Origin of the sequence: Massilia hydrophila (assembly GCF_020208145.1) — a bacterium.
GTDB lineage: Bacteria > Pseudomonadota > Gammaproteobacteria > Burkholderiales > Burkholderiaceae_D > Telluria > Telluria hydrophila.
In genome coordinates this window covers 120,323-146,031 of sequence record NZ_JAHYBX010000008.1, presented here as the reverse complement: position 1 = coordinate 146,031, position 25,709 = coordinate 120,323, and the positions used below count along the sequence as shown (strand labels likewise).

Here is a 25,709-nt window from a genome sequence, read left to right as displayed (position 1 = left end):
AGGAAGCCATGTCCGCTCGACCCTTCTCGTTCTCGTCCCGCCGCGTCAAGGTTCAGTCGCCGCGCCTGCTGCCCCTGCTGCCGGTGGTGCTGGCCCTGCTGTCTGGCTGCGGCGAACGCACGCCCCAGCCGCAGGAGGTGCGCCCGGTGCGCGTGATCCAGCTGGCCGCGGGCGGCGCGGCGGAGCGCGTCGAGTTCTCGGGCGACGTGCGGCCGCGCTACGAGTCGCGCCTCGGTTTTCGGGTCGGCGGCAAGATCATCGAGCGCAAGGTGGAGGTGGGCAGCGTGGTGCGCAAGGGCCAGGTGCTGGTGCGGCTCGACCCCCAGGACCTGCGCCTGGCCGAAACCGAGGCGAGCGCCAGCCTGCGCGCCGCCGAGACGGAGCGCGACCTGGCACGCGCCGACTACCAGCGCCACCAGCAGCTGCGGGCGCAGAATTTCGTCAGCCAGGCCGTGCTCGACGCCAAGCGGGCGGCCCTGGGTGCGGCCCAGGCCCGGGTCGAGGCGGCGCGTGCCGGCCTGCGCGGCCAGTCGAACCAGGCCGGCTACGCCAGCCTCGCCTCGGACACCGACGGCGTGGTGACCGCGGTCGATGCCGAAGTCGGCCAGGTGGTCGCGGCCGGGACGCCGGTGGTGCGGGTCGCCCGCACCGATGAGAAGGAAGTCGTGATCGGCATTCCGGAAGACCGGATCGATGCGCTGCGCCAGGCCGGCACGGTGGAGGTGCGCCTGTGGGCCCGCCCCGGCGCGGCACTGGCCGGCACGATCCGCGAAGTGGCGCCGGTAGCCGACCCGGCCACCCGTACCTATGCCGTCAAGGTGGCGCTGCCGCCCGGCGCCGACGTGCGCCTGGGGATGAGCGCGACCGTGGCGATCGCGGCGCCGGCCGCCCGGCCGGACGCGCTGCGGGTGCCGCTCAGCGCCCTGGTGCAGGACAAGGGCGCCACCAGCGTCTGGGTGGTGGAAGGCAAGGACGGCGACGTGCGTACGGTGCAGCTGCGCCGGGTGCAGGTGGCGGGCCAGGCAGGCAACGACATCCTGCTGCAGGGGGGCGTGCAGGCCGGGCAGACCGTGGTGACCGCCGGCGTGCACCTGCTCCAGCCGGGCCAGAAGGTGCGCATCCTGAGCGCCGACGTGGCGCGCCGCGCCGATACCGAGGCCGAAGCTGCCGGGGCCGGCCAATGAGGGGCTTCAACCTGTCGCGCTGGGCGCTGGAACACATTCCACTGACCCGCTACCTGATCGCCGCCCTGCTGATCGGCGGCATCCTGAGCTACCAGCAGCTGGGCCAGGACGAAGATCCGCCTTTCACCTTCCGCGCGATGGTGGTGAGCGCCGCCTGGCCGGGCGCCACCGCGATCCAGATGGCCGAGCAGGTGGCCGACCCGCTCGAGCGCACATTGCAGGAAACGCCCTACATCGACCGCATCCGCAGCTTTTCCAAGCCGGGCGAGACCACCATTGTCATCGAGCTGCGCGAATCGACGCCCCCTGGCGAGACGGCGCCGGCCTGGTACCAGGTGCGCAAGAAGATCGGCGACATGGCCGCTACCTTGCCGCAGGGCGTGCTCGGCCCCTTCTTCAACGACGAGTTCGGCGACACCTACGGCTCGATCTTCGCCCTGTCGGGCGATGGCTTCACGCCGGCCGAAATGCGCGACTACGCCGATTTCGTGCGCCAGCAGCTGCTGGCGGTGCCGCTCGTGTCCAAGGTCGAACAGTTCGGGGTGCAGGAAGAAAAGCTCTACATCGAGTTCTCCAGCAAGCAGTTCGCCCAGCTCGGGATTCCCTTCGAACAGATCGTCAACCAGATCGCGACCCAGAACGGGGTCGAGTCCACCGGCCTCCTGGTGACGCCGCTGGAATACCTGCGGGTACGGGTCAGCGGCGCGCTGAAATCGGCCGAGCAGCTCGAGAACCTGCAGCTGCGCGCCGGCGCGACCACCTTCCGCCTGGGCGACTTCGCGACGGTCACGCGCGGCTACCAGGACCCGCCGCGCGACAAGATGCGCTTCAACGGCAAGGAAGTGGTCGGCCTGGGCGTGTCGATGGAAAAGGGCGGCAACATCATCAAGCTGGGCAAGGGCCTGGACAAGACGGTGGCGCGGATCCGCGCCCAGCTCCCGGTCGGCATCGAGCTGGAACGCGTGGCCGACCAGCCGCGCGCGGTCACCGCCTCGGTCGACGAATTCATCAAGGTGCTGGTCGAAGCGGTGGTCATCGTGCTGGCCGTGTCCTTCGTCGCGCTCGGCCTGCACACCAAGCCCAGGCTGCGCATCGACGTGCGCCCCGGCCTGGTGGTGGCCCTGACCATCCCGCTGGTGCTGGCGATCACCTTCCTGTTCATGCGCCTGCTCGATATCTCGTTGCACAAGATCTCGCTGGGCGCCCTGATCATCGCGCTCGGCCTGCTGGTGGACGACGCCATCATCGCGGTCGAGATGATGGTGCGCAAGATGGAGGAGGGCCTGTCGCGCTTCGAGGCCGCCACCTTCGCCTACACCTCGACCGCGATGCCGATGCTGACCGGGACCCTGATCACGGCCGCCGGCTTCCTGCCGATCGGCCTGGCCAAGTCGGCGGCCGGCGAGTACACCTTCACCATGTTCTCGGTGAACGCGCTGGCGCTCTTGATCTCCTGGGTGGCGGCAGTGGTGTTCACGCCCTACATCGGCTATGTGCTGTTGCGGGTCAGGCCGCACGGGCAGGGCGAGTCTTCGCACGACGTGTTCGACTCCCCGGGCTACGAGCGCTTCCGGCGCGTGGTGCGCTGGTGCGTCGAGTGGCGCAAGACCACCATCGCGCTCAGCCTGGCGGTGTTCGGATTGGGCGTGTTCGGCTTCAACTTCATCGAAAAACAGTTTTTCCCGGATTCCAGCCGACCCGAGCTGATGGTGGAGCTGTGGTCGCCCGAGGGCACCAGCTTCGCCGCCAACGAAGCAGTCGTGAAGCGCTTCGAAGGCTTCCTGCAGCGCCAGCCAGGGGTGCAGAGCGTGACCAGCTATGTGGGCACCGGCAGTCCGCGCTTCTACCTGCCGCTGGAGCAGATCTTCCCGCAGTCGAACGTGTCGCAGCTGATGGTGCTCCCGCGCGATGCCGAGGCGCGCGACGTCCTGCGCGAAAAAATCGAGGAAGTGTTCCGCAACGACTTCCCGGAAGTGCGCGGGCGCGTGAAGCTGCTGCCGAACGGCCCGCCGGTGGCCTATCCCGTGCAGTTCCAGGTGCTCGGGCCCGACATCGGCGTGGTGCGCCGGGTGGCCGACGAGGTCAAGGGCATCATGCGCGCCAACCCGAACACGGTGGGCGTGAACGACAACTGGAACGAATCGGTGAAGGTGTTGCGTCTCGACCTCGACCAGGACAAGCTGCGCGCACTGGGCGTGACCTCGCAGGCGGTGCGGCGCGTGATCCACACGACGCTGAGCGGAACGCCGGTCGGCCAGTTCCGCGAGACCAACCGCCTGATCGACATCGTGGTGCGCCAGCCGCTGGCCGAGCGCGACACCATCTCGCGCCTGTCGGAAGCGCTGGTGCCGACCGCTTCCGGCGCCGCGGTGCCGGTCGGGCAGGTGGCGCGCATCGCCTTCGTGTGGGAGCCGGGCGTGGTCTGGCGCGAGGGCCGCGCCTGGGCGATCATGGTGCAGTCCGACGTGGTCGCCGGCATCCAGGGACCGACCGTGACCGGCCAGGTGGATGCCCGGCTGGGCGCCCTGCGCGCGCGCCTGCCGGCTGGCTACGAGGTCACCGTGGAGGGCGCCGCGGCCGACAGTTCGGATGCCGAAGCCTCGATCATGGCCAACGTGCCGCTGGTGCTGTTCATCGTGTTCACGCTCCTGATGCTGCAGCTGCACAGCTTCTCGCGCTCGCTGCTGGTCTTCCTGACCGGCCCGCTCGGAATCGCCGGCGCGGCGATGGCGCTGCTGGTGTTCGGCCGCCCGTTCGGCTTCGTCGCCAACCTCGGCGTGATTGCCCTGTTCGGCATGATCATCCGCAATTCCGTGATCCTGGTCGACCAGATCGAGGGGGATATCGCGAACGGCGTCCCGGCCTGGGACGCGATCGTCGAGGCGGCCGTGCGCCGTTGCCGGCCGATCCTGCTGACCGCCGCGGCCGCGGCCCTGGCCATGATTCCGCTGTCGCGCTCCGTGTTCTGGGGGCCGATGGCCGTGGCCATCATGGGTGGACTGCTGGTGGCGACCGCCTTGACGCTGCTGTTCCTGCCGGCCTTGTACGCCGCCTGGTTCCGCGTCAGGAAACCGTCGTCCTAAAACGCTGTTCGGCGCGTGGACGGCTCTCCCGCCCGCGCGTTCGACCCGCCCGTGCCCGATGGCCGGGCGGTTTATTCCCTTATATGGATGAGCAAGCCCCGCCGCACGGCAAGCAAAAAACCGCCCAATAGTGTCAGAAAATCCAGTAAAATAATCGTTTGAAGTTGTAGCCCCTAAACAGAGGAGTGCAGGGCGGCCGGTTTCACTGTCGGGCGCCCTTTGTTTTTGAGGCAAAAATGCAATCCTTCCGCGAGGATGGCGAAATTGGTAGACGCACCAGGTTTAGGTCCTGACGCCAGCAATGGTGTGGGGGTTCGAGTCCCCCTCCTCGCACCACGAATAATTATTTTTTTGGACGATTTTTATAATGGCAACTGCAGTCGAAACCCTGGGTAAACTCGAGCGTCGCTTGACGATCACTTTTCCGGTAGCTGACGTCCGTACGGAGGTCGAAAAGCGCCTCAAGAAGCAGGCCAAGACGGCAAAGGCCCCGGGCTTCCGTCCAGGCAAGGTGCCGATCAAGATGGTCGCTGCCCAATACGGCTACCAGATCGAGTCCGACGTGCTGAACGACAAGGTCGGCCGCGCGTTCAACGACGCCGCCAACGAGAACCAGCTGCGCGTTGCCGGCTTCCCGAAAATCGAACCGAAAGAAGACGCCCCGGAAGGCATGCTGGCGTTCGACGCGACCTTCGAAGTCTACCCGGACGTCGTGGTCGGCGACCTGGCCGCGATGGAAGTCGAAACCGTGTCGGCCGACGTGACCGATGCCGAGATCGACAAGACCATCGACATCCTGCGCAAGCAGCGCGTGCACTACCACACCAAGGGTGAGGCAGGCGAGCACGGCGACGGCGGCGAGCCGGTGGCCGCCAACGGCGACCGCGTGACCGTCGACTTCGTCGGCAAGATCGACGGCGAGGAATTCGCTGGCGGCAAGGCCGAGAACTACGCCTTCGTGCTCGGCGAAGGCCGCATGCTGCCGGAATTCGAAGCCGCCACCATCGGCCTGAAAGTGGGCGAGAGCAAGACCTTCCCGCTGGCCTTCCCGGAGGATTACCACGGCAAGGACGTCGCCGGCAAGACCGCCGAGTTCACCATCACCCTGAACAAGCTCGAGTGGGCCCACATGCCGGAAGTCGACGCCGAATTCGCGCGTTCGCTGGGCATCGAAGACGGCTCGGTCGAGAAGATGCGCGAAGACATCAAGACCAACCTGGAGCGTGAAGTCAACGCCCGCATCAAGGCCCGCAACAAGGAAGCCGTGATGGACGCCCTGGTCAAGGCCACCGACATGGACGTGCCCAAGGCCATGATCCAGCAGGATTCGGAACGCCTGGCCGAGATGACCCGCCAGGATATGATGCAGCGTGGCATGGACGTGAAGGCGATGCCTTTCCCGGCCGAGATGTTCGCCGACAAGGCCGAGCGCCGCGTGCGCCTGGGCCTGATCCTGTCGCAGCTGGTCGCCGACAACAGCCTGAACGCCACCCAGGAGCAGGTCAAGGCCCAGATCGAAGACTTCGCGCAGAGCTACGAAGATCCGAAGGAAGTCCTGAAGTACTACTACAGCGACCGCCGCCGCCTGGCCGAAGTGGAAGCCCTTGTATTGGAAGAAAACGTCGTCAACTACGTGCTCGGCAAGGCGAAGGTCAGCAGCAAGGCCATCGCTTTCGATGAACTGATGGGCAGCAACCCGCAAGGCTGAGCATCGCCGGCTTCTCAGGTTGACCGTAGGGTGGGCGGGTTTCCCGCCCACGCGTTCCGGCTCACGATGCGTCTCGCGACGTTTCGGCGCGCCGGATGCGTGGGCAGCGAAGCCGCCCACCCTACGTGTCTGTGGAAATCCCGCACACCTGCTAAGATTGGATTTCTGAACCCCTATTTACAAGGAACGAGACAGGTATGATTCGTAATCCCGCATTGGATACCCAGGCACTCGGCCTCGTGCCGATGGTGGTCGAGCAAAGCGGCCGCGGCGAGCGCGCCTATGACATCTATTCGCGCCTCCTGAAGGAACGCGTGATTTTCCTGGTCGGCCCTGTCAACGACCAGATGGCCAACCTGATCGTGGCCCAGCTGCTGTTTCTGGAAAGCGAAAATCCGGACAAGGACATCTCGCTGTACATCAACTCGCCGGGCGGTTCCGTCTCGGCGGGCCTGGCGATCTTCGACACGATGAACTTCATCAAGCCGGACGTCTCGACCCTGTGCACCGGCCTGGCCGCCTCGATGGGCGCCTTCCTGCTGGCCGCCGGCGCCAAGGGCAAGCGCTTCTCGCTGCCGAACTCGCGCGTGATGATCCACCAGCCGTCCGGCGGTTCGCAGGGCATGGCGTCGGACATCGAGATCCAGGCCAAGGAAATCCTGTACCTGCGCGAGCGCCTGGCGCGCATCATGGCCGACAACACCGGCCAGAGCATCGAGCAGATCCACCGCGACACCGACCGCGACCGTTTCATGTCCGCGGAAGAAGCGGTTGAATACGGTATGATCGACCGTGTGCTGACCAACCGCGCCTAAATAGCGCCTTGTGACACCCTGCAGGTGTTGCCAAAAAACGCCCGGGCGCATGCACGTTCGGGCGTTTCGTTTTTATTTCGGGTAGCATGTCCATGTGCGCACTTGTTGCGTGCCCGTATTAGCGTTATATTCCAGCAACTTATTAGCCGAGTCACTCTCACTCCTGCCCCATGTCTGACAAAAAATCCTCCAGCGGCGAAAAACTTCTGTACTGCTCGTTCTGCGGAAAGAGCCAGCACGAAGTCAAGAAGCTGATCGCGGGACCGTCGGTATTCATCTGCGATGAATGCATCGATCTGTGCAACGACATCATCCGCGACGAAACTTCCAACGTCGAGTCGGTGGCCGGCACCAAGTCCGATCTGCCGACGCCACACGAGATCACCGAACTGCTCGACCAGTACGTGATTGGCCAGCAGACGGCCAAGCGCATCCTGTCGGTGGCGGTGTACAACCATTACAAGCGCCTGAAGCACCTGGGCAAGAAGGACGAAGTCGAGCTGGCCAAGAGCAACATCCTGCTCGTCGGCCCGACCGGTTCCGGCAAGACCCTGCTGGCCCAGACCCTTGCGCGCATGCTCAACGTCCCCTTCGTGATCGCCGACGCGACCACCCTGACCGAGGCCGGCTATGTCGGCGAGGACGTCGAGAACATCATCCAGAAGCTGCTGCAAAGCTGCAACTACGAAGTCGAGAAGGCCCAGCGCGGCATCGTCTACATCGACGAGATCGACAAGATCTCGCGCAAGTCCGACAACCCGTCGATCACGCGCGACGTGTCGGGCGAGGGCGTGCAGCAGGCACTGCTGAAACTCATCGAGGGCACCATGGCCTCGGTGCCGCCGCAGGGCGGGCGCAAGCATCCGAACCAGGACTTCGTCCAGATCGACACGACCAACATCATGTTCATCTGCGGCGGCGCCTTCGACGGCCTGGCCAAGATCATCCAGAACCGTTCGGAAAAGAGCGGGATCGGTTTCGCCGCCACCGTCAAGAGCCAGACCGAGCGTGCGGCCAGCGAGATCATGATGGACGCCGAACCGGAAGACCTGATCAAGTTCGGCCTGATTCCGGAACTCGTGGGCCGCCTGCCGGTCGTTGCCACCCTGAACGAGCTGACCGAGGAAGCGCTGATCCAGATCCTGATCGAGCCGAAGAACGCCCTGATCAAGCAGTACTCCAAGCTGCTCGAGATGGAAGGCGCGGAACTCGAGATCCGTCCGGCCGCGCTGCACGCGATCGCGCGCAAGGCACTGGCCCGCAAGACCGGCGCGCGTGGCTTGCGCTCGATCCTGGAACATGCGCTGCTGGATGTGATGTACGAGCTGCCGAGCCAGCAGAATGTGGTCAAGGTCGTGATCGATGAAAATACGATCACGAATGCCGCAAAGCCTTTGTTGATTTACAGCGAAACGCCAAAAGCCTCCGGCGAAAACTGAAAAAAGACGCGTACTCTTGTCACAAAAGTCTTGCCCTACGGATTCTTGAAGGTACACTAGTCCATAATAAGAAGCCGGCTTCAATCGAAAAGCCACTCGCGGGTACTCCCTGCGCAGTGGCTTTTTCATTTGAAAATGCGCTTTTTATTGAAACGGCTATATTTTCAACTGTGGACATTCTTTTACCGGTAGAAAATATATTCGCGACGGCGGTCTTGAGATTTGCGCCGCGCGTGCCCAAGTTCAGCAACACGTTTCTATAAGGTATGCCATGACAACTTCGAAATTAACCGAGCAAACGACGCTGCCTCTCCTGCCGCTGCGCGATGTGGTCGTGTTCCCGCATATGGTGATACCTCTGTTCGTCGGCCGTCCGAAGTCCATCAAGGCGCTCGAAGCCGCCATGGAGCAGGGCAAGAGCATCATGCTGGCTGCCCAGAAGGCCGCTGCCAAGGATGAACCCTCCGCCGCAGACATCTACGAGATCGGCTGCGTGGCGAATATTCTGCAGATGCTGAAGCTGCCCGACGGCACCGTGAAGGTGCTGGTCGAGGGCGCCCAGCGCGCGCGCATCGACCACATCGTCGATGGCGCCACCCATTTCACGGCCGAGCTGACCCCGGTCGACTCGGAAATCGGCGACGATTCCGAAGTCGAGGCGATGCGCCGCGCCATCGTCCAGCAGTTCGACCAGTACGTCAAACTCAACAAGAAGATCCCGCCCGAGATCCTGGCTTCGCTGGCCGGCATCGACGACGCCGGCCGACTGGCCGACACCGTTGCCGCCCACCTGCCGCTCAAGCTCGAGCAGAAGCAGGTGATCCTCGAGATCTTCAATGTCACCAAGCGCCTCGAGCACCTGCTCGGCCAGCTGGAAGGCGAACTCGACATCCTGCAGGTGGAAAAGCGCATCCGCGGCCGCGTCAAGCGCCAGATGGAAAAATCGCAGCGCGAGTACTACCTGAACGAACAGGTCAAGGCCATCCAGAAGGAGCTGGGCGAGGGCGAGGACGGCGCCGACATCGAGGAGCTCGAGAAGAAGGTGATCGCCGCCAAGATGCCGAAAGAGGCCCTGGAAAAGGCGCAGGCCGAGATCAAGAAGCTCAAGATGATGTCGCCGATGTCGGCCGAAGCCACGGTCGTGCGCAACTACATCGACACCCTGGTCGGCCTGCCCTGGAAGAAGAAATCCAAGGTCACGATCGACCTGGAAAAGGCCCAGCAGGTGCTGGAGTCCGACCACTACGGCCTCGACAAGATCAAGGAACGCATCCTGGAATACCTCGCGGTGCAGCAACGCGTCGACAAGCTGAAGGCGCCGATCCTGTGCTTCGTCGGCCCTCCGGGCGTGGGCAAGACCTCGCTGGGCGAGTCGATCGCCCGTGCGACCGGCCGCAAGTACGTGCGCATGGCTCTCGGCGGCGTGCGCGACGAAGCCGAGATCCGCGGCCACCGTCGCACCTATATCGGCTCGATGCCGGGCAAGGTGCTGCAGTCGCTGTCGAAAGTCGGCGTGCGCAACCCGCTGTTCCTGCTCGACGAGATCGACAAGATGGGCGCGGACTTCCGCGGCGATCCGAGCTCGGCCCTGCTGGAAGTGCTGGATCCGGCCCAGAACCACACCTTCAGCGACCACTACGTCGAAGTCGACTTCGACCTGTCGGACGTGATGTTCGTGGCGACCTCGAACTCCTTCAACATTCCGCCAGCCCTGCTGGACCGGATGGAAGTGATCCGCCTGTCGGGCTATACCGAGGACGAGAAGACCAGCATCGCGCAGCGCTACCTGCTGCCGAAGCAGATCAAGAACAACGGCCTGAAGGAAGGCGAGATCAAGGTCGAGGAATCGGCGATCCGCGACATCATCCGCTATTACACCCGTGAAGCGGGCGTGCGTTCGCTCGAGCGCGAGATCTCGAAGATCTGCCGCAAGGTCGTCAAGATGCTGCTGCTGACCAAGTCGGAAAAGAAGATCACGGTGGGCGCCAAGAACCTGGACAAGTTCCTGGGCGTGCGCCGCTACGACTTCGGCGTGGCCGAGAAGGAAAACCAGATCGGCCAGGTGGTCGGCCTGGCCTGGACCGAGGTCGGTGGCGACCTGCTCACGATCGAAGCCGTCAACGTGCCCGGCAAGGGCGGCATCATCCGCACCGGCACCCTGGGCGACGTGATGAAGGAATCGATCGAGGCGGCGCGCACCGTGGTGCGTTCCCGTGCCCAGCGCTTCGGCATCAAGGCCGAGACGTTTGAAAAGACCGATATCCACATCCACGTGCCGGAAGGCGCGACGCCGAAGGATGGTCCGTCGGCCGGTATCGGCATGACCACCGCCCTGGTGTCGGCCTTCACCGGGATTCCGGTGCGCGCCGACGTGGCGATGACGGGCGAGATCACGCTGCGCGGCGAAGTGCTGCCGATCGGCGGCCTGAAGGAAAAGCTGCTGGCAGCCCATCGCGGCGGCATCAAGACCGTCCTGATTCCCGAGCAGAACGTGAAGGACCTGGCCGAGATCCCGGACAACGTCAAGAACAAGCTCGAGATCGTGCCGGTGCGCTGGATCGAGAAGGTGCTCGAAGTCGCGCTGGAGCGCCAGCCGGAAGCGCTGGTCGAGGTGCCGGCGGCGGTGGCGGTGACGCCGGCGGCGGCCGACCCTTCGTCGGACGTGGTCAAGCACTGAGCGCAAGCCGTACGCCGCGCACCAGCGCGGCGTACGTGCGGAAAAACAGGCGTCCTGCGGGACGCCTGTTTTTTTTTGGGCGCTGCCGCCATCTGCGCAAACATCACGGTGATGCATCGGCGCAACCGATGGCTGCCTCCACGTATGTTGCTTGACAGACCAATGTTGCCCTTGTTTAATACGCCCTTGCACTTTTGCAGCAAGGCGCCATGGCGTCCAACGTATACGAGGGTTAGAAGTGAACAAGACAGAACTGATCGAAGAAATCGCGAAGTCCGCGGACATTACCAAGGCCTCGGCGACCCGTGCTCTCGACGCATTGATCACCGCCGTGACCGAATCGCTGAAGAACAACGATAGCGTGACGCTGGTCGGCTTCGGCACCTTCACCGTCGGCGAGCGCGCGGCCCGTACCGGCCGCGATCCGCGCACCAAGGAACCGATCAAGATTAAGGCTGCGAAGGTTCCGAAATTTAAGGCTGGTAAAGCTCTGAAAGATGCTGTAAACTAATGCCTTCCCTGCAGTGACATGCAGGGAGCACTAGCCGGAAAGCGGGCAGTTCGGTGTTGCGGGCCTCTCGCAATCCACCTTTCCGGTGAGCGCTGATGTGTTTTTTGTTGGAGCGGTAGTTCAGTTGGTTAGAATACCGGCCTGTCACGCCGGGGGTCGCGGGTTCGAGCCCCGTCCGCTCCGCCAACATTCACCTCACAATCTGGAGCGGTAGTTCAGTTGGTTAGAATACCGGCCTGTCACGCCGGGGGTCGCGGGTTCGAGCCCCGTCCGCTCCGCCAGAATTCAGTAAGCTCCGGAACCTGCAAAGGGGAAGGAAACCGAGAAGAGGCGAACGCGAGTTCGCCTTTTTTTTTAACCTGTGCTGTTAAAGCATTTTCAACCTTGAATGGCTGACCATGTTTGATTTTGTCCGTAACAACAAGCGCGTGATGCAGGGTCTGCTGCTGGTGCTGATCGTGCCTTCGTTCGTGCTAGTCGGTGTCGAGAGCTACCAGAACCGCGGCGACGCCGCTACTGGTGTGGCAACCGTGGCCGGCCAGAAGGTCACCCAGCAGGAATGGGAAGAAGCCCAGCGCCGCCAGATCGACCAGGCGCGCCAGATGATGGGTCCGCAGTTCGACCAGAAGATGTTCGAGACGCCGGAAGCCAAGCAGGCGATCCTGAACAACCTCGTGGCCGAGCGCGCCGTGGCCGCCGAGATCGCGCGCAGCCACATGACCGTGAACGATGCGGCACTTGCCAGGGAAATCGGCAAGGTCCAGTCCTTCCGCAAGGCCGACGGCAGCTTCGACATGGACGCCTACAAGGGCGCGCTGGCCGCGCAGGGCATGACGCCCGCCATGTTCGACCAGCGCCTGCGCCGCGACCTCACCGTGCAGCAGCTGACGGGCTCGATCCAGTCCACCGCATTCGCCCCGCGCAGCGTGTCGACGCGCCTGTCCGACATCAACGACCAGGAACGCGAGGTCCAGGAGATGGTGTTCCCGATCGCCCAGTTCCTGCCGCAGGTGAAGGTCAGCGACGCGATGGTCAAGGCCTATTACGACAAGAACGCCGCGCTGTTCTCGGTTCCGGAGCAGGTCAAGGCCGAATACGTCTTGTTCGATGCGCAGGCCGTGGCCAGCCAGGTGCAGGTCAGCGACGCCGAGGTCACCGATTTCTATAACAAGAACCTCAAGAACTACACCACGCCCGAGCAGCGCAGCGCCAGCCACATCCTGATCACGCTGGCGCGCGACGCCAAGGCGCCCGAGCAGGCTGCCGCCAAGGCCAAGGCCGAGGCGGTGCTGGCCGAAGTCCGCAAGAACCCGGCCAACTTCGCCGAGATCGCAAAGGCGCAGTCGCAGGACCCGGACTCGGCCCCGTCCGGCGGTGACCTGGGCGTGGTCGAGAAGGGCACCTTCGTCAAGCCGGTCGAGGATGCGATCTACGCGCTGAAGGAAGGCGAGACGAGCGGCCTGGTGCAGTCCGAGTTCGGCTACCACATCATCAAGCTCACCGCGCTCAAGCCAGCGGCCCAGAAACCCCTGGCCGAGGCCAGGGAAGAGATCGCGGCCGAGCTGAAAAAGCAGAAGATGTCGAAAAAGTATTCGGAGATGGCCGAAACCTTCACCAACATGGTGTACGAGCAGTCGGAAAGCCTGAAGCCGGTGGCCGACAAGCTGGGCCTGAAGATCGAGACCGTCGACGGCCTTACCCGCAAGCCGAATCCGCAACTGGCCCAGGCGCCGTTCAACAACGAGAAGTTCCTGGCCGCGATCTTCGGCACGGACGCCGTCAAGAACAAGCGTAACACCGAAGCGATCGAAGTCTCGCCGAGCGTGCTGATCTCCGGCCGGGTGCTGGAATTCAAGCCGGCCACCAAGCGTCCGCTGGCCGAGGTCGATGCCCAGATCCGCCAGCGCGTGACGCTGGAAGAGGCGGCGCGCCTGGCGCGCGCTGCCGGCGAGCAGAAGATGGCCGCCGCCAAGGCTTCGAACGACGCCACCGGCTTCGGCGCGCCGACCGTTGTCACCCGCACCAGGGAACCGGCGATCAATACCACCGCGGCGATCGCGGTGCTAAAGGCCGACGTCAGCAAGCTGCCGGCCTATGTCGGCGTGGAGATCCCGGGGCAGGGCTATGGCGTGTATCGGATCAACCGCGTCGCACAGCCAGCCCAGCCGGACGCGGAACGCCGCAAGCAGGAAGCGCAGCAGATCTCGGGCATGGTCGGCCAGGCCGAGCTGTTCAACTTCGTGGAAGCGCTCAAGGCCAAGGCCAAGGCCAAGGTCAACGTGCAGGCCGCGCAGCTCGGGACCAAGTCCGAGTAAGCGCAGCGCGCACGAACAAAAGCCCGGCTATGTGAGCAGCCGGGCTTTTTTCATGTTTGCCCGGAACACGGGCCTGGCCCGGACTGCCGGGCGCGCCTTCAGCCGGCGTGCAGCTGGCGGGCGGCGGCCAGGAAGTCGGCCGCGCCGATGTCGCGCAGCTCGAGTACGTCGGCCTGCGGATAGCGTACGAAGTTGCGGTCGATCGAGCGCAGGTAGGCCGGGTCGTAGTGGTCCTGAAGCAGCTGCTCGACCAGCGCCGCCATCTCGCCGCCATGGGCCAGGTCGCGCCAGGTCCCGATCTTCTCCTTGCCGTGCAGCTGGGCCAGGTGCGCCAGCTGGCCGGTCAGCACGTCGGGATCGCGGCAGAAATGGGCGTAGTCCTCCATCAGCAGGCGTACCCGGTTCTCGCGCGCCAGCTGCAGCGCGATGCAGGGCGCGGCGCGCATGCGCGCCATCACCGCCTCCGGCACCCGCAGGTTGCCGACCTTCTTGCTCTCGGATTCGACGAACACGGGGCGGCTCGGGTCGAAATGGCGCAGCTTGTGCCAGAGGCGGCTCTCGAACATCTTCTGGGTCGGCTGTGGCTCGCCAGGGAGGTGGCCCAGCACCGAGCCGCGGTGGGCCGCCAGCTGTTCGAGGTCGAGCACCTGGGCACCGATGCCGGCCAGGGTCTCCAGCAGGCGGCTCTTGCCGCTACCCGTGGTGCCGCACACGACACGCAGGTCGAGCGCGGGCGGATCTTCCAGCGCCGCCGCCACGTGCGCGCGGTAGGCCTTGTAGCCGCCATCCAGCTGCACGACCGGCCAGCCGACCTTGGCCAGGATGTGGGCCATGGAACCGCTGCGGTTGCCGCCGCGCCAGCAGTACACCAGCGGCTTCCACTCGCGCGGCCGGTCTGCCCACAGGGTCTCGATGTGGCGTGCGATGTTGGCGGCCACCAGCGGCGCACCGACCTTTTTCGCCTCGAATGCGCGGACCTGCTTGTACAGGGTGCCGACGCGCACGCGCTGGACGTCGTCCAGCACCGGCGCATTGATCGCGCCCGGGATGTGGTCGAGCGCGTATTCCGACTCGCTGCGCGCGTCGATGATGGTGTCGAAGCCATCGAGTTCGGGAAGGATGTCGGTGAAGCTCAGGACTGCAGGGTATTTCATCGTTTTTTCAGGAGAGGCGCGAAATGGGGCCAGATATTGTTCAGGATGATCGGATGGGCGGCGGCAAGCGGGTGCAGGCGGTCCTGCTGGAACAGGGCCGGCTTGTCGGCCACCCCTTCCAGCATGAAGGGAACGAGGGGAGAACCGGTGTCCTGGGCGACCTTCCTGAACATGTTAAAGAAGCTTTCGGTATAGGCGCGGCCATAGTTGGGCGGCATGCGCATCCCGACCAGCACCACGCGCGCCCCCCTGGCCTGCGCCATCTTCACCATGGCGCGCAGGTTGGCGTCGGCCGCGGCCACCGGCAGGCCGCGCAGGCCGTCGTTCGCGCCGAGTTCGATCACCACGATGTCGGGCCTGTGCTGGTCGAGCAGGGCGGGCAGGCGGGTACGCCCGCCGATCGTGGTCTCGCCGCTGATGCTGGCGTTGACCACGCGCGCTGCGAGCTTCTCGGCCTGCAGGCGGCGTTCCAGCAGGGCGACCCAGCCCGCGCCGCGGGCGATGCCGTATTCGGCCGACAGGCTGTCGCCCAGCACAAGCACGGTTTTTGGTGCAGAATAGGCGCTCGCCGATGCTGCCAGCATGCAGCTGGCCACGACCGACAAGACAAAAAATTTTCTCAGAAAAGCTAGCATGCGTGATCACCCCGAGGTGTACAAGAATGGGCCGGCAAGCGGCGCGGCCGGCGTAGCGGATGTGTCCCGGCCAAGGCCGCCGGCGATTGCCGTGCGCGGCCTGTCGAAACGCGTGGCGGACGCCAGCGGCGAACTCACCATCCTGCAAGACATCGATTTTACCGTGCAAGCGGCCGAGACGCTCGCGCTCGTCGGCGCATCCGGTTCCGGCAAGTCGACGCTGCTCGGCCTGCTGGCGGGCCTGGACACGCCATCGAGCGGCACGGTCGTGCTCGACGGCACCGACATCTTTGCCCTCGACGAGGATGGACGCGCCGCCTTCCGCAAGGCCAAGCTGGGCTTCGTGTTCCAGTCCTTCCAGCTGCTGGCCCACCTGAGCGCACTGGAGAACGTGATGCTGCCGCTCGAACTGCGTGGCGAGCGCGATGCCCGTGCCAGAGCCGAGGCGATGCTGGGCCGCGTGGGCCTGTCCAGCCGCCTGGGGCACTACCCGAAATACCTGTCCGGGGGCGAACAGCAGCGCGTGGCGCTGGCGCGCGCCTTCGTCACCGAGCCGCCGCTGCTGTTCGCGGACGAGCCCACGGGCAGCCTCGACGCAGCCACCGGCGAATCGATCATCGCCCTGATGTTCGAGCTGAACCGCGAACGCGGATCGACCCTGGTGCTGGTCACGCACGATCCGGCGATGGCGGCGCGCTGCGGGCGCACCCTCACCATCGCGGCGGGACGGCTGGCCTAGGGACGGCCCGCTCCCGCTTCACGCACCAGCCGGTTCAGCACGGCGCGTACGGCGGCCGGCAGTTCGCCCGCCGTCATTCCGATCGGTCCGATTCCCTGTTCCACCAGCCAGTCGGCGGCCGCGCCATGGATCCAGACCGCGCCCGCCGCCGCTTCCCATGCAGGCCAGCCCTGCGCCAGCAGGGCGCCGCACAGGCCGGCCAGGACGTCGCCGCTGCCGCCGGTGGCCAGGCCAGGATTGCCGGTCGGGTTCACGAGCAGCGTTCCATCCGGACGCCCCACCAGCGTCCCCGACCCTTTCAGCACCACCACCGCCCCGGTGCGCTCGGCCAGGCTGCGCGCCGCCGCCAGCCGGTCGGCCTGGATCGTCGCGGCGGTCACGCCCAGCAGGCGCGCGGCCTCCAGCGGGTGCGGCGTGAGCACCGCGCCGGCGCCGCGCCGTGCGAGGCGCGCCATCAGTTCGGGGCTGGCCGCGAGCAGGTTCAGGGCATCGGCGTCGAGCACCAGCGCATTCGTGCTGTCCAGGGCCTGCGCCAGCAGGCGCATCGCTTCGGCCGAGCCGCCCATGCCGGGGCCGAGTACCAGCGTGCGGCTGCCGAATGCCAGCTCGGCCGCCGTGCGGAACATGATCTCGGGCTGGACACTGTCCACCCCGGGGTGGGGCCCCAGCATGGCGGCGAACACGCGCCCGGCGCCCGCATACAGGGCTGCGCGCGCGGCCAGCAGCGGCGCCCCCAGCATGCCCTCGGCGCCGCCGATCACCGCCACGTCCCCGTAGCTGCCCTTGTGGCTGCCGTGGCGGCGCGCCTGCAGGCAGCGCGCGAATACCGCGCGCGAATCGAGGCGGGCAGCCGGTTCGGGCAGCGTGGCCGGATCGATGCCGAGTGCTTCCACCCGCACCAGGCCCGCATGATCGCGCCCATCCGCCGTATGCAGGCCCGGCTTGTCGGCGAGAAAGGTGATGGTGTGGGTCGCTCGTACGGCAATGCCATCCGGGCCGACAGGCATGCCGGTATCGGCATCTAGGCCGCTCGGCACGTCCAGCGCCAGCACCGGACAGCGCATGTCCGCGAGTAGCGCGGCCAGGTCCCGGTACTCGCCCTCGAGGGCACGCGCGAGACCGATGCCGAACAGGCCATCGACCACCAGGCCCCATTCGCCATCCGGGGGCAGCATGTCGATGAAGCCGACCGTGCCGGCGCGCGCGCGCGCGTGGGCGTCCGCCGCTTCCTCCGACAGCTCGCGCTGGCCGGGCGGGAAGAGGACGGTGGCGTCGATGCCCGTATCGGCCAGCACCGCCGCCATCTCGAGGGCATCGCCGCCATTGTTGCCGGGACCGGCCAGCAACAGCACCGGCAGGTCGCGCCGCCCGCCCAGCAGTTCCAGGGCGTAGCGGGCCGCCGCCTCGCCCGCGCGCCGCATCAGTGTGCCGGGCGCCAGCTGGGCGCGGGCGCCGGCTTCGATCGCGCGCACCTGCGCGACGGTATACAGGGTATCGTCCATCGCCGTATTGTCCCGCATTTTCACCGGGATGGTCGCGCGCCGCGACTACAATAGGCGTTTTGGCTTCGAGCGCAGGAGACGGCATGGACTGGCAGTTCTGGATCGATCGCGGCGGTACCTTCACCGACATCGTGGCGCGCCGCCCGGACGGCCAGCTGGTGACGCACAAGCTGCTGTCCGAGAATCCGGACCAGTACCGCGATGCGGCGGTGGCCGGCATCCGCCACCTGCTGGGGCTGGGCGCGGGCGACGCGCTGCCGGCCGGCGCGCTGGAAGCGGTCAAGATGGGTACCACGGTCGCCACCAATGCGCTGCTCGAGCGCAAGGGCGAGCCGACGGTGCTGGCCATCACGCGGGGCTTTCGCGACGCGCTGCGCATCGCCTACCAGAACCGCCCGCGCCTGTTCGAGCGCCACATCGTGCTGCCGGAACTGCTCTACACCGAGGTCGTCGAAGTCGACGAGCGCATGGGCGCGCACGGCGAAGTGGTGCAGCCGCTGGACGAAGCGGCCACCCGCGCCGCCCTGCAGGCAGCCTACGAACGCGGCCTGCGCTCGATCGCCATCGTGTTCATGCACGGCTACCGCTACACGGCGCACGAGGCCGCCACGGCCCGGATCGCGCGCGCGATCGGCTACACCCAGGTATCGAGCTCGCACGCGGTCAGCCCCCTGATGAAGCTGGTGGCGCGCGGCGACACGACCGTGGTCGACGCCTACCTGTCGCCGATCCTGCGCCGCTATGTCGACCAGGTCGCGGCCGAACTGCCCGGCGTGCGCCTGCAGTTCATGCAGTCGAGCGGCGGCCTGACCGATGCGCGCAGCTTCCAGGGCAAGGACAGCATCCTGTCCGGGCCGGCCGGCGGCATCGTGGGCATGGTCCGCGCCAGCCAGCTGGCGGGCTTCCGGCAGGTGATCGGCTTCGACATGGGCGGCACCTCGACCGATGTGTCGCACTTCTCGGGGCAGGACCTGTCCGACTACGAACGCGTGTTCGAGACCCAGGTGGCGGGTGTGCGCATGCGCGCGCCGATGATGAGCATCCACACGGTGGCCGCGGGCGGCGGCTCGGTGCTGCACTTCGACGGCACCCGCTACCGCGTCGGCCCCGACAGCGCCGGCGCCAACCCGGGCCCGGCCAGCTACCGGCGCGGCGGGCCGCTGGCCGTCACCGACTGCAATGTCATGCTCGGCAAGATCCAGCCGCGCCACTTTCCACGGCTGTTCGGCCCGAACGGCGACGCGCCGCTCGACCTGGAGGCGGTGCGCGCGGGCTTTGGCGCCCTGGCCGAGGAAATCGGGCGCGCCACCGGCACCACCCCGGCGCCGGAAGACGTGGCCGAAGGCTTCATCCAGATCGCGGTCGGCAACATGGCGAACGCCATCAAGCAGATCTCGGTGCAGCGCGGCCACGACGTGACCGGCTACGCGCTGACCAGCTTCGGTGGTGCCGGCGGCCAGCACGCCTGCCTGGTGGCCGATGCGCTGGGCATGAAGACGGTGTTCATCCACGCGCTGGCGGGCGTGCTGTCCGCCTACGGCATGGGCCTGGCCGACCAGACCGCGATGCGCGAAGAAGCGGTCGAGCAGCGACTGCTGGAGGCCGGCGCCGATGCGCTCGCGCAGCGCCTGGCGAGGCTCGGGGCCCAGGCGCGCGAACGGCTGCTGGACCAGGGCGTGGCGTCCGCGCGCATCGAGGTGCTGCAGCGCGTGCACCTGCGCTACGAAGGAACCGATGCGGCCATCGTCGTGCCCTTTGGCGACGCGGCGGCGATGCAGGCGGCCTTCGAGCAGGCCTACAAGCGGCGCTACGCCTTCCTGATGCCGGCGCGCGCGCTGGTGGTGGAAGCGGTGTCGGTGGAAGCGATCGGCCGCTCCGATGCACCCCGGGAGGCGCCGGCGCCTGCCATCCGGCGCGACGCGCCGCCCGCGCCCTGCGAGCAGGTGCGCATGTATAGCGGCGGGGCCTGGCGCGACACGGGGGTATTCCTGCGTACGGCGCTGGCTCCCGGCGACACCATCTGCGGGCCCGCCATCATCGCCGAAGCGAATGCCACTACCGTGGTGGAGCCGGGCTGGCAGGCCGAGCTCACCCCGTTCAAGCACCTGGTGCTGCGGCGCGTGACGGCGCTGCCCGAGCGGCGCGCGATCGGCACCGCGGCCGACCCGGTGATGCTCGAGATCTTCAACAACCTGTTCATGTCGATCGCCGAGCAGATGGGCCTGCGCCTGCAGAACACCGCCCATTCGGTCAACATCAAGGAGCGGCTCGACTTCAGCTGCGCGATCTTCGACGCCGAGGGCGGCCTGGTGGCGAATGCCCCGCACATGCCGGTGCACCTAGGCTCGATGGGCGAGAGCATCAAGGCGGTGATGCGCAGGAACGCCGGACGCATGAAGGCGGGCGACGTCTACATGCTGAACGACCCCTACAACGGCGGTACCCACTTGCCGGACGTGACGGTGATTACGCCCGTGTTCGACGAAGCAGGGCAGGAGCTGCTGTTCTACGTCGGCTCGCGCGGCCACCACGCGGACATCGGCGGCACCACGCCCGGCTCGATGCCGCCCGATTCCACGCATATCGACGAAGAGGGCGTCCTGATCGACAACGTCATGCTGGTCGACGGCCTGGACGGCGTGCTGCGCGAGGACACGGTACGCGCGCTGCTGCTGGGCGCGCGCTACCCGGCGCGCAACCCGGACCAGAACCTGGCCGACCTGCGCGCCCAGGTGGCGGCGAACCAGAAAGGCGTGGACGAACTGCGCCGGATGGTTGCCCATTTCGGGCTCGACGTGGTGCGCGCCTACATGGGCCACGTGCAGGACAACGCCGAGGAAGCGGTGCGGCGGGTGATCGCGGCGCTGAAGGATGGCCACTACCGCTACGAGATCGACAATGGCGCGCGCATCGAGGTGGCGATCCGCGTCGACCGCGCCGCGCGCAGCGCCGAGATCGATTTCGCGGGCACCTCGCCCCAGCTGCCGAACAATTTCAACGCCCCCTCGAGCGTGTGCATGGCGGCGGTGCTGTACGTGTTTCGCACCCTGGTCAGCGACGAGATCCCGCTCAACGGGGGCTGCCTCAAGCCCCTGAAGGTCATCATCCCGCCGGGATCGATGCTGAACCCCCACTATCCGGCCTCCGTGGTGTCGGGCAATGTCGAGACCTCGACCTGCATCACCAACGCCTTGTACGGCGCGCTGGGCGTGATGGCGGCCAGCCAGGGCACGATGAACAACTTCACCTTCGGGAATGCGCGCTACCAGTATTACGAGACCATCGCCGGCGGCGCGGGAGCCGGGGAGGGCTTCGACGGCACCGACGTGGTCCAGACCAACATGACCAATTCGCGCCTGACTGACCCGGAAATCCTGGAATTTCGCTTCCCCGTGCGCCTGGAAAGCTACGCCATCCGGCACGGCTCGGGCGGTGCGGGACGCTGGCGCGGCGGAAACGGGGGCGTGCGCAAGATCCGGTTCCTGGAAGCGATGACGGCCGCGATCCTGTCGAACAACCGGATCCACGCGCCCTTCGGCATGGCGGGCGGCGAGCCGGGCGAGCGCGGGCGCAACACGGTGCTGCGCGCCGACGGGACGGCCGAGACCCTTGGCCACATCGGCAAGGTGGACATGGCGCCAGGCGACACGTTCGTGATCGAGACCCCGGGTGGGGGCGGATTCGGCTGTTCGAAACCCTGAGGCTAGGGCGTGCAGGAGGCTGCCGGTGCGCGTCATGGTGACGACGCTGTTTCTATGCAAGTAGGCTATTGCTTGCCTTGCTAGTTGTTCGCGAGCAAGATGGTGGATCCGTCGACTTTTGCGAGCAGTGACCATGAAATGGATTCGCCGCACGATGTACCTGTTGATCGCCCTGGCCTGCGTGCTGGGCATCCTGGTTTTCTGGACCGCCCTGCGTAGCGAAAGGCCGGCAGGCTTCGAACTTGTCCAGGCCACCGGCGCGGATGGGCATGCGTTCACGGTCGGCGTCTGGTATCCGACCACGGCGCGCCCGCAGCCGACGACCTGGCTGGGGCTCAGGATGATGCGTGTGGCGCGCGAAGGCCCGGTGGCCGGGCGCGACCTGCCGCTGGTCGTGATTTCGCATGGCAATGCCGGTGGACCCGGCAGCCACGCCGACCTGGCGCTGGCGCTGGCCGATGCCGGCTATGTCGTCGCGGCCCCGATGCACGCTGGCGACAACTACCAGGACCAGGGCGCGGCGGGCACGGTGCCCTGGCTTGGCGCACGGAACCGCGAGTTGCGCTCGACCGTCGACTACATGCTCGGGCAGTGGAAGGGCCGTGCCAGCATCGATCCGGCGCGCATCGGCGCCTACGGGTTTTCCGCCGGCGGCATCACCGTGCTCACCGCCCTGGGCGCGCGCCCCGACCTGGGGCGCATCGCCCAGCATTGCGCCTCGACGCCCGAATTCATCTGCGGGCTGTTCCGCGAGGGCGGATCGCCCCTGCTGGACCCGGCGCTTGCCGTGAAGGGCAACACGTTCGTGCCGGACCCGAGGATCAAGGCCGCGGTCGTGGCCGCGCCGGGCCTGGGATTCCTGATGCGGCCGGAGGCGCTCGACGCGGTCGGGGCGCCGGTCCAGCTGTGGAGCGCAGAACTGGATACGCACGTGCCCTATGCCACGAATACCGGCGTGGTACGCGCGTCGCTCGGCCCGCGCGCGGAGTTTCACGCGGTCCCCGGCGCCGCTCATTTCTCCTTCCTCGTTCCCTGCGGCGTGCTGGCCCCGCCGCTCCTGTGCGCCGACCCGGGGGACTTCGACCGGGAAGCCTTCCACAAGCGCATGCACACCAGCGTCCTTGCCTTCTTCGAGAAGCATCTAAGGGATCACCCACCTCCAGCATGACGTTGGTCCGCCCGGCGACCGGCACGCCTGCCGGTGGCGCCCTCAGCGCCCGGGCGCCTGGAGTGGATTGTCGGCTACCCGTGTAAACGTGTAGTGGGCACTGTCGAACACCGCAGTCAGCTGCAGCGGCGTGCTTCCCGCATTGATGAAGGTATGCGGCGTGTTCGCCGGCACCCGCAGGATGTAGGGCGCCGACACCACGAAGCGCCGCCCGCCGACCACATAGGACATGGTGCCCGCGGTAAGCACGTGCGCTTCCTCACTGTCGTGGGTGTGCAGCGGCGGGCCGCCGCCAGGCGCGGTTTCGGTGAGGATGAAGGACAGGCCGCGAAAGCCATGCGTGGCGCCATTGAGCAGATAGGTGGTTTCGCCTTCTCCCGCGGCGAGCTTCCGCATCTGTTCGAGCTTGACGACGTAGTTGCTGGCCGGCGTGCCGATCGTGGCCGTCCTGGCGGAATATGCCGCGCCGGGCTTGGGCGGGATCGGGCGGGGTGCGGGCGGCTGTGCCTGGGCCAGCAGGGGCAATGCGAGTAGCGGGATCAGCTTCTTCATGGGCATCTCCTATGCTCGGAGGATGTGAGGCGCGTCCAATTTACCACAGGGCCAGGGTGGCGCTGGCGGTGACAATTCACGCGTTTCTGCCAGGGTCCGGCACGGTAGACTAGCCGCTTTTCCCTGTGAGCCGATGTCGATGCCAGTGATATGCCTGAAATGCAGCCATGTGCGTCCCGCCGACGCCGCACCTGGGTGGCAATGCCCGGGCTGCGCGGCGCGCGAGGCCAGGGCGGCCGCGCACTGCGCGCGGCAAGACCGGCGCCCGCCGCTGCACAGCCCGGCCCCGGTGCGCAAGACCCGGTTCGGCTGGCTGCTGCTGGCGCTCATCGTCCTGGCGGGCGGATGGGCGCTGAACCGTCACATCGAAGGCCGCTACACCACGCTGCCCGCCGACGCCCGCGCCGCCGAGCGGCGGGCCGACATGGAACGCGGCGTCGCAACGCTGGATGCTGCGCTGCAGGAATCGCGGGTCGACGCGGGCCTGCTCGCGCAGCTGTCCGGGCGCCTCGAACATTCCTGCGCGCGTAACCGGTACGGGCTGAGCGAGCATGCCTGCAAGGCCCTGCTGCGCGAGCGCGAGGATGCCTGCGCCGCAGCCACCGCGCGCCGCTTCCCGGGGCAGATCGGCAATACGGAGCGCCTGCAGGAGCTGACGGTGGCCTACGTCGGCTGCATCTTCGAGGGGCAATAGGACGCCTGCTGCCCGGAATCCGTTCATATGGGATGATTGGGCCCGGGCGACACGGCACGGGCGGCCGCGCGCACCGACGTTCCAACCGCCTTATCCGGATAACCGACAGCGTGCTCCAACTTCTCCTCGCGGTATTGCGCTTCCTGCGGCACAAGCTGCTCATGTTCCTCTTGATCCTGTTCGCGCTGGCCTGCCTGGCCTGGGTACGCGCGCAGTGGCTGCAGGTGCAGGCAATCGCGGACCAGCTGCCGGCGCTGCGCGCAGCGCAGGCCAGCGTCGATGCGCGGCGCCACGATCTGATGGGGGAGGTCGCGGCGCGTGCCGACGCGCTGCGCGCCGCGCCAGCCGCCCGGCTCGATGCGGAGATTGCCGCGCTCGACGCGTCCATCGCGCGGCTCGAAGCGGAAGGGGCGGCGGCAGCCTCGCTCGGCGCAGTGCTGGAATCCGGCTCGGTAGCGGCAAGCCTGCAGGCGGCCGCCCTGCGTGCCACCGAGCTCGAAGTGCGGCGCCAGGCCCGGGCGCACCTGGTCCAGCTGCGGGCGTATGCGCTGGCCGTCGGCAACCGCGAGGCGGCGCGCCAACGACTGGCGCAGCTGCGCCAGGAGCACCTAGCGGCGTATGCGGCCTACCTGCAAGCCCAAGCCGCCTGGCTGCGCTTCCGGGACGAGGCCGGTATCGCCGCCCGGATTCCCCTTACTCCCTCCCATCGGCGCCTGGTGCAGCTGGAACGGACCAGGAACACGCGGGCCTGGCAGAGCAACGCTGCCGGCCAGGCCGTGAAGGCACAGGAGCGCCTGCTGGTACAGGTGGCCGCCCCCGGCGAGCTGCCGCTGCTGCGCATCGACGCGCGGCGTGTGGACGCGGCCAGCGAAGGCCTGCGCGCCAGGCTGCGGCAAGCCGAATCCTTTGCTGCCGACAACCTGCTGTGGAAGCTCGGCCTGGCCTTGCGCCCCTTGCTGCTGCCCGCGCTGTGGATCCTGCTCGGCTTCCTGCTGGCGCCCCTCGCGATCCGCAGCATCTTCTATTTTGTGCTGGCGCCGCTCGCCGCGCGCAGGCCCGCCATCGTGATCGACCCGCGGCGCCCGGCGCATCCTGCCGCGCCGCAGGCGAAGCAGGGCAGGATCGCGGCGGTCTCGCTGCCGGTGCAGCTCGCCGCGGGCGACGAACTGCTGGTACGCCCGGAGTTCTGCCAGAGCCAGCCCGGGGGGCTGCAGGCCTCGACCCGGCTGCTGTTCGATCCGCGCCACTGGCTCACCAGCATGGCCGCGCAGCTGTGGATGCTGAAGCGCCTGCGCGCCGCGCACCCGGCGCAGCTGGTCCTGTCTTCCACGCTTGATCCCTTCGATAAAGTGGCGCTGGTGAGCATCCGTGCCGGCGAGGCGCTGGTGCTGCAGCCACGCTGCATCGTGGGTGCGTTATGCCATGGCGGACGGCGGCCGCGCATCCGCAGCCATTGGCGGCTCGGCAGCCTGCACGCCTGGCTCACGCTGCAGCTGCGCTACCTGGCCTTCGAGGGGCCCGCGACCCTGGCCGTAAAGGGCTGCCGCGGCGTGCGGCTGGAAAGCGTGGAAGCGGGACGCAGCATCAGCCAGGACGCGACCCTCGGCTTCAGCGCCCATGCGCGCTACCGGACGGTGCGGGCCGAGCCGTTCTATCCCTACCTGGCCGGGCGGCAGGCACTGTTCCACGACGAGGTGGCGGGCGAGGGCGCCCATGTGCTGTACGAGGAGGTGCCGCGCAGCGCCCAGGCCGGGAACCGCGCGCGCAATCCCTTCGAGGTGCTGGTCGATGCGGGCCTGAAGGCCTTCGGTATCTGAGGCGCCGCGCCTGCG

At 67.0% G+C, this 25,709-nt stretch carries 17 protein-coding genes and 3 tRNA genes; 16 read left to right on the top strand and 4 right to left on the bottom strand.

Annotated features, from left to right (window positions below):
- Positions 1-8 precede the first annotated feature (8 nt).
- The 11 genes from LE190_RS17485 (at position 9) to LE190_RS17435 (ending at position 13,732) form a co-directional block, all read left to right on the top strand.
- A complete protein-coding gene (locus LE190_RS17485) occupies positions 9-1,184 on the top strand; it encodes an efflux RND transporter periplasmic adaptor subunit (protein ID WP_225239900.1) in 1,176 nt (391 codons plus the stop codon).
- Positions 1,181-4,267, top strand: coding sequence for an efflux RND transporter permease subunit (locus tag LE190_RS17480; RefSeq protein WP_225239899.1), 3,087 nt, complete (start codon positions 1,181-1,183; stop codon positions 4,265-4,267). The genes LE190_RS17485 and LE190_RS17480 overlap by 4 nt, the downstream gene beginning before the upstream one ends.
- A 249-nt stretch (positions 4,268-4,516) precedes the next feature.
- A tRNA-Leu gene (locus LE190_RS17475) sits at positions 4,517-4,603 on the top strand.
- Between the two features lie 31 nt (positions 4,604-4,634).
- Positions 4,635-5,975 carry a trigger factor gene (gene tig, locus LE190_RS17470; RefSeq protein WP_225239898.1) on the top strand — a complete coding sequence of 447 codons (1,341 nt, stop codon included), beginning with the start codon at positions 4,635-4,637 and terminating at the stop codon, positions 5,973-5,975.
- Positions 5,976-6,172: 197 nt separating this feature from the next.
- Positions 6,173-6,790, top strand: coding sequence for an ATP-dependent Clp endopeptidase proteolytic subunit ClpP (clpP, locus tag LE190_RS17465; RefSeq protein WP_159696901.1), 618 nt, complete (start codon positions 6,173-6,175; stop codon positions 6,788-6,790).
- A 170-nt stretch (positions 6,791-6,960) separates the two neighbouring features.
- Positions 6,961-8,229 (top strand): ATP-dependent Clp protease ATP-binding subunit ClpX, encoded by a 1,269-nt coding sequence (gene clpX, locus LE190_RS17460; RefSeq protein ID WP_224946031.1) that lies wholly within the window; start codon positions 6,961-6,963, stop codon positions 8,227-8,229.
- A 271-nt stretch (positions 8,230-8,500) separates the two neighbouring features.
- Positions 8,501-10,906: an endopeptidase La gene (gene lon, locus LE190_RS17455; RefSeq protein WP_225239897.1), complete on the top strand. Its 2,406-nt coding sequence runs from the start codon at positions 8,501-8,503 to the stop codon at positions 10,904-10,906.
- A gap of 238 nt (positions 10,907-11,144) precedes the next feature.
- The gene (hbs, locus tag LE190_RS17450; protein WP_224946029.1) at positions 11,145-11,417 is read left to right on the top strand and encodes a non-specific DNA-binding protein Hbs; all 273 of its coding nucleotides are present in this window, start codon (positions 11,145-11,147) and stop codon (positions 11,415-11,417) included.
- Positions 11,418-11,526: 109 nt separating this feature from the next.
- Positions 11,527-11,603 (top strand) — tRNA-Asp (locus LE190_RS17445).
- An 18-nt stretch (positions 11,604-11,621) separates the two neighbouring features.
- Positions 11,622-11,698: transfer RNA gene (locus LE190_RS17440), tRNA-Asp, on the top strand.
- 117 nt (positions 11,699-11,815) lie between these two features.
- Positions 11,816-13,732, top strand: coding sequence for a SurA N-terminal domain-containing protein (locus LE190_RS17435; RefSeq protein WP_225239896.1), 1,917 nt, complete (start codon positions 11,816-11,818; stop codon positions 13,730-13,732).
- 98 nt (positions 13,733-13,830) lie between these two features.
- Here LE190_RS17435 and mnmH read toward each other — a convergent pair whose 3' ends face one another.
- Complete coding sequence (gene mnmH, locus LE190_RS17430) at positions 13,831-14,886, bottom strand: tRNA 2-selenouridine(34) synthase MnmH (protein WP_225239895.1); 1,056 nt, start codon at positions 14,884-14,886, stop codon at positions 13,831-13,833.
- Positions 14,883-15,470: an arylesterase gene (locus LE190_RS17425; RefSeq protein WP_225239894.1), complete on the bottom strand. Its 588-nt coding sequence runs from the start codon at positions 15,468-15,470 to the stop codon at positions 14,883-14,885. Before LE190_RS17425 ends, mnmH begins: the two co-directional genes overlap by 4 nt.
- Before the next feature lie 49 nt (positions 15,471-15,519).
- Here LE190_RS17425 and LE190_RS17420 point away from each other — a divergent pair, with 49 nt between their 5' ends.
- Positions 15,520-16,260, top strand: coding sequence for an ABC transporter ATP-binding protein (locus LE190_RS17420; protein ID WP_225239893.1), 741 nt, complete (start codon positions 15,520-15,522; stop codon positions 16,258-16,260).
- Here the strand turns inward: LE190_RS17420 and LE190_RS17415 are convergent.
- The gene (locus LE190_RS17415; protein WP_225239892.1) at positions 16,257-17,762 is read right to left on the bottom strand and encodes an NAD(P)H-hydrate dehydratase; all 1,506 of its coding nucleotides are present in this window, start codon (positions 17,760-17,762) and stop codon (positions 16,257-16,259) included. The two genes, LE190_RS17420 and LE190_RS17415, sit on opposite strands and share 4 nt — an antisense overlap.
- Positions 17,763-17,845: 83 nt before the next feature.
- On the opposite strand from LE190_RS17415, the gene LE190_RS17410 reads away from it, so the two are divergent.
- Complete coding sequence (locus tag LE190_RS17410) at positions 17,846-21,463, top strand: hydantoinase B/oxoprolinase family protein (protein WP_225239891.1); 3,618 nt, start codon at positions 17,846-17,848, stop codon at positions 21,461-21,463.
- 133 nt (positions 21,464-21,596) lie between these two features.
- Positions 21,597-22,631, top strand: coding sequence for an alpha/beta hydrolase family protein (locus LE190_RS17405; protein ID WP_225239890.1), 1,035 nt, complete (start codon positions 21,597-21,599; stop codon positions 22,629-22,631).
- 42 nt (positions 22,632-22,673) lie between these two features.
- Here the strand turns inward: LE190_RS17405 and LE190_RS17400 are convergent, their stop codons facing one another.
- The gene (locus tag LE190_RS17400) at positions 22,674-23,183 is read right to left on the bottom strand and encodes a cupin domain-containing protein (protein ID WP_225239889.1); all 510 of its coding nucleotides are present in this window, start codon (positions 23,181-23,183) and stop codon (positions 22,674-22,676) included.
- Between the two features lie 169 nt (positions 23,184-23,352).
- On the opposite strand from LE190_RS17400, the gene LE190_RS17395 reads away from it, so the two are divergent.
- Both LE190_RS17395 and LE190_RS17390 read left to right on the top strand, forming a co-directional pair.
- Positions 23,353-23,877: a hypothetical protein gene (locus LE190_RS17395; RefSeq protein ID WP_225239888.1), complete on the top strand. Its 525-nt coding sequence runs from the start codon at positions 23,353-23,355 to the stop codon at positions 23,875-23,877.
- Between the two features lie 110 nt (positions 23,878-23,987).
- Complete coding sequence (locus LE190_RS17390; RefSeq protein ID WP_225239887.1) at positions 23,988-25,694, top strand: hypothetical protein; 1,707 nt, start codon at positions 23,988-23,990, stop codon at positions 25,692-25,694.
- Positions 25,695-25,709 lie beyond the last annotated feature (15 nt).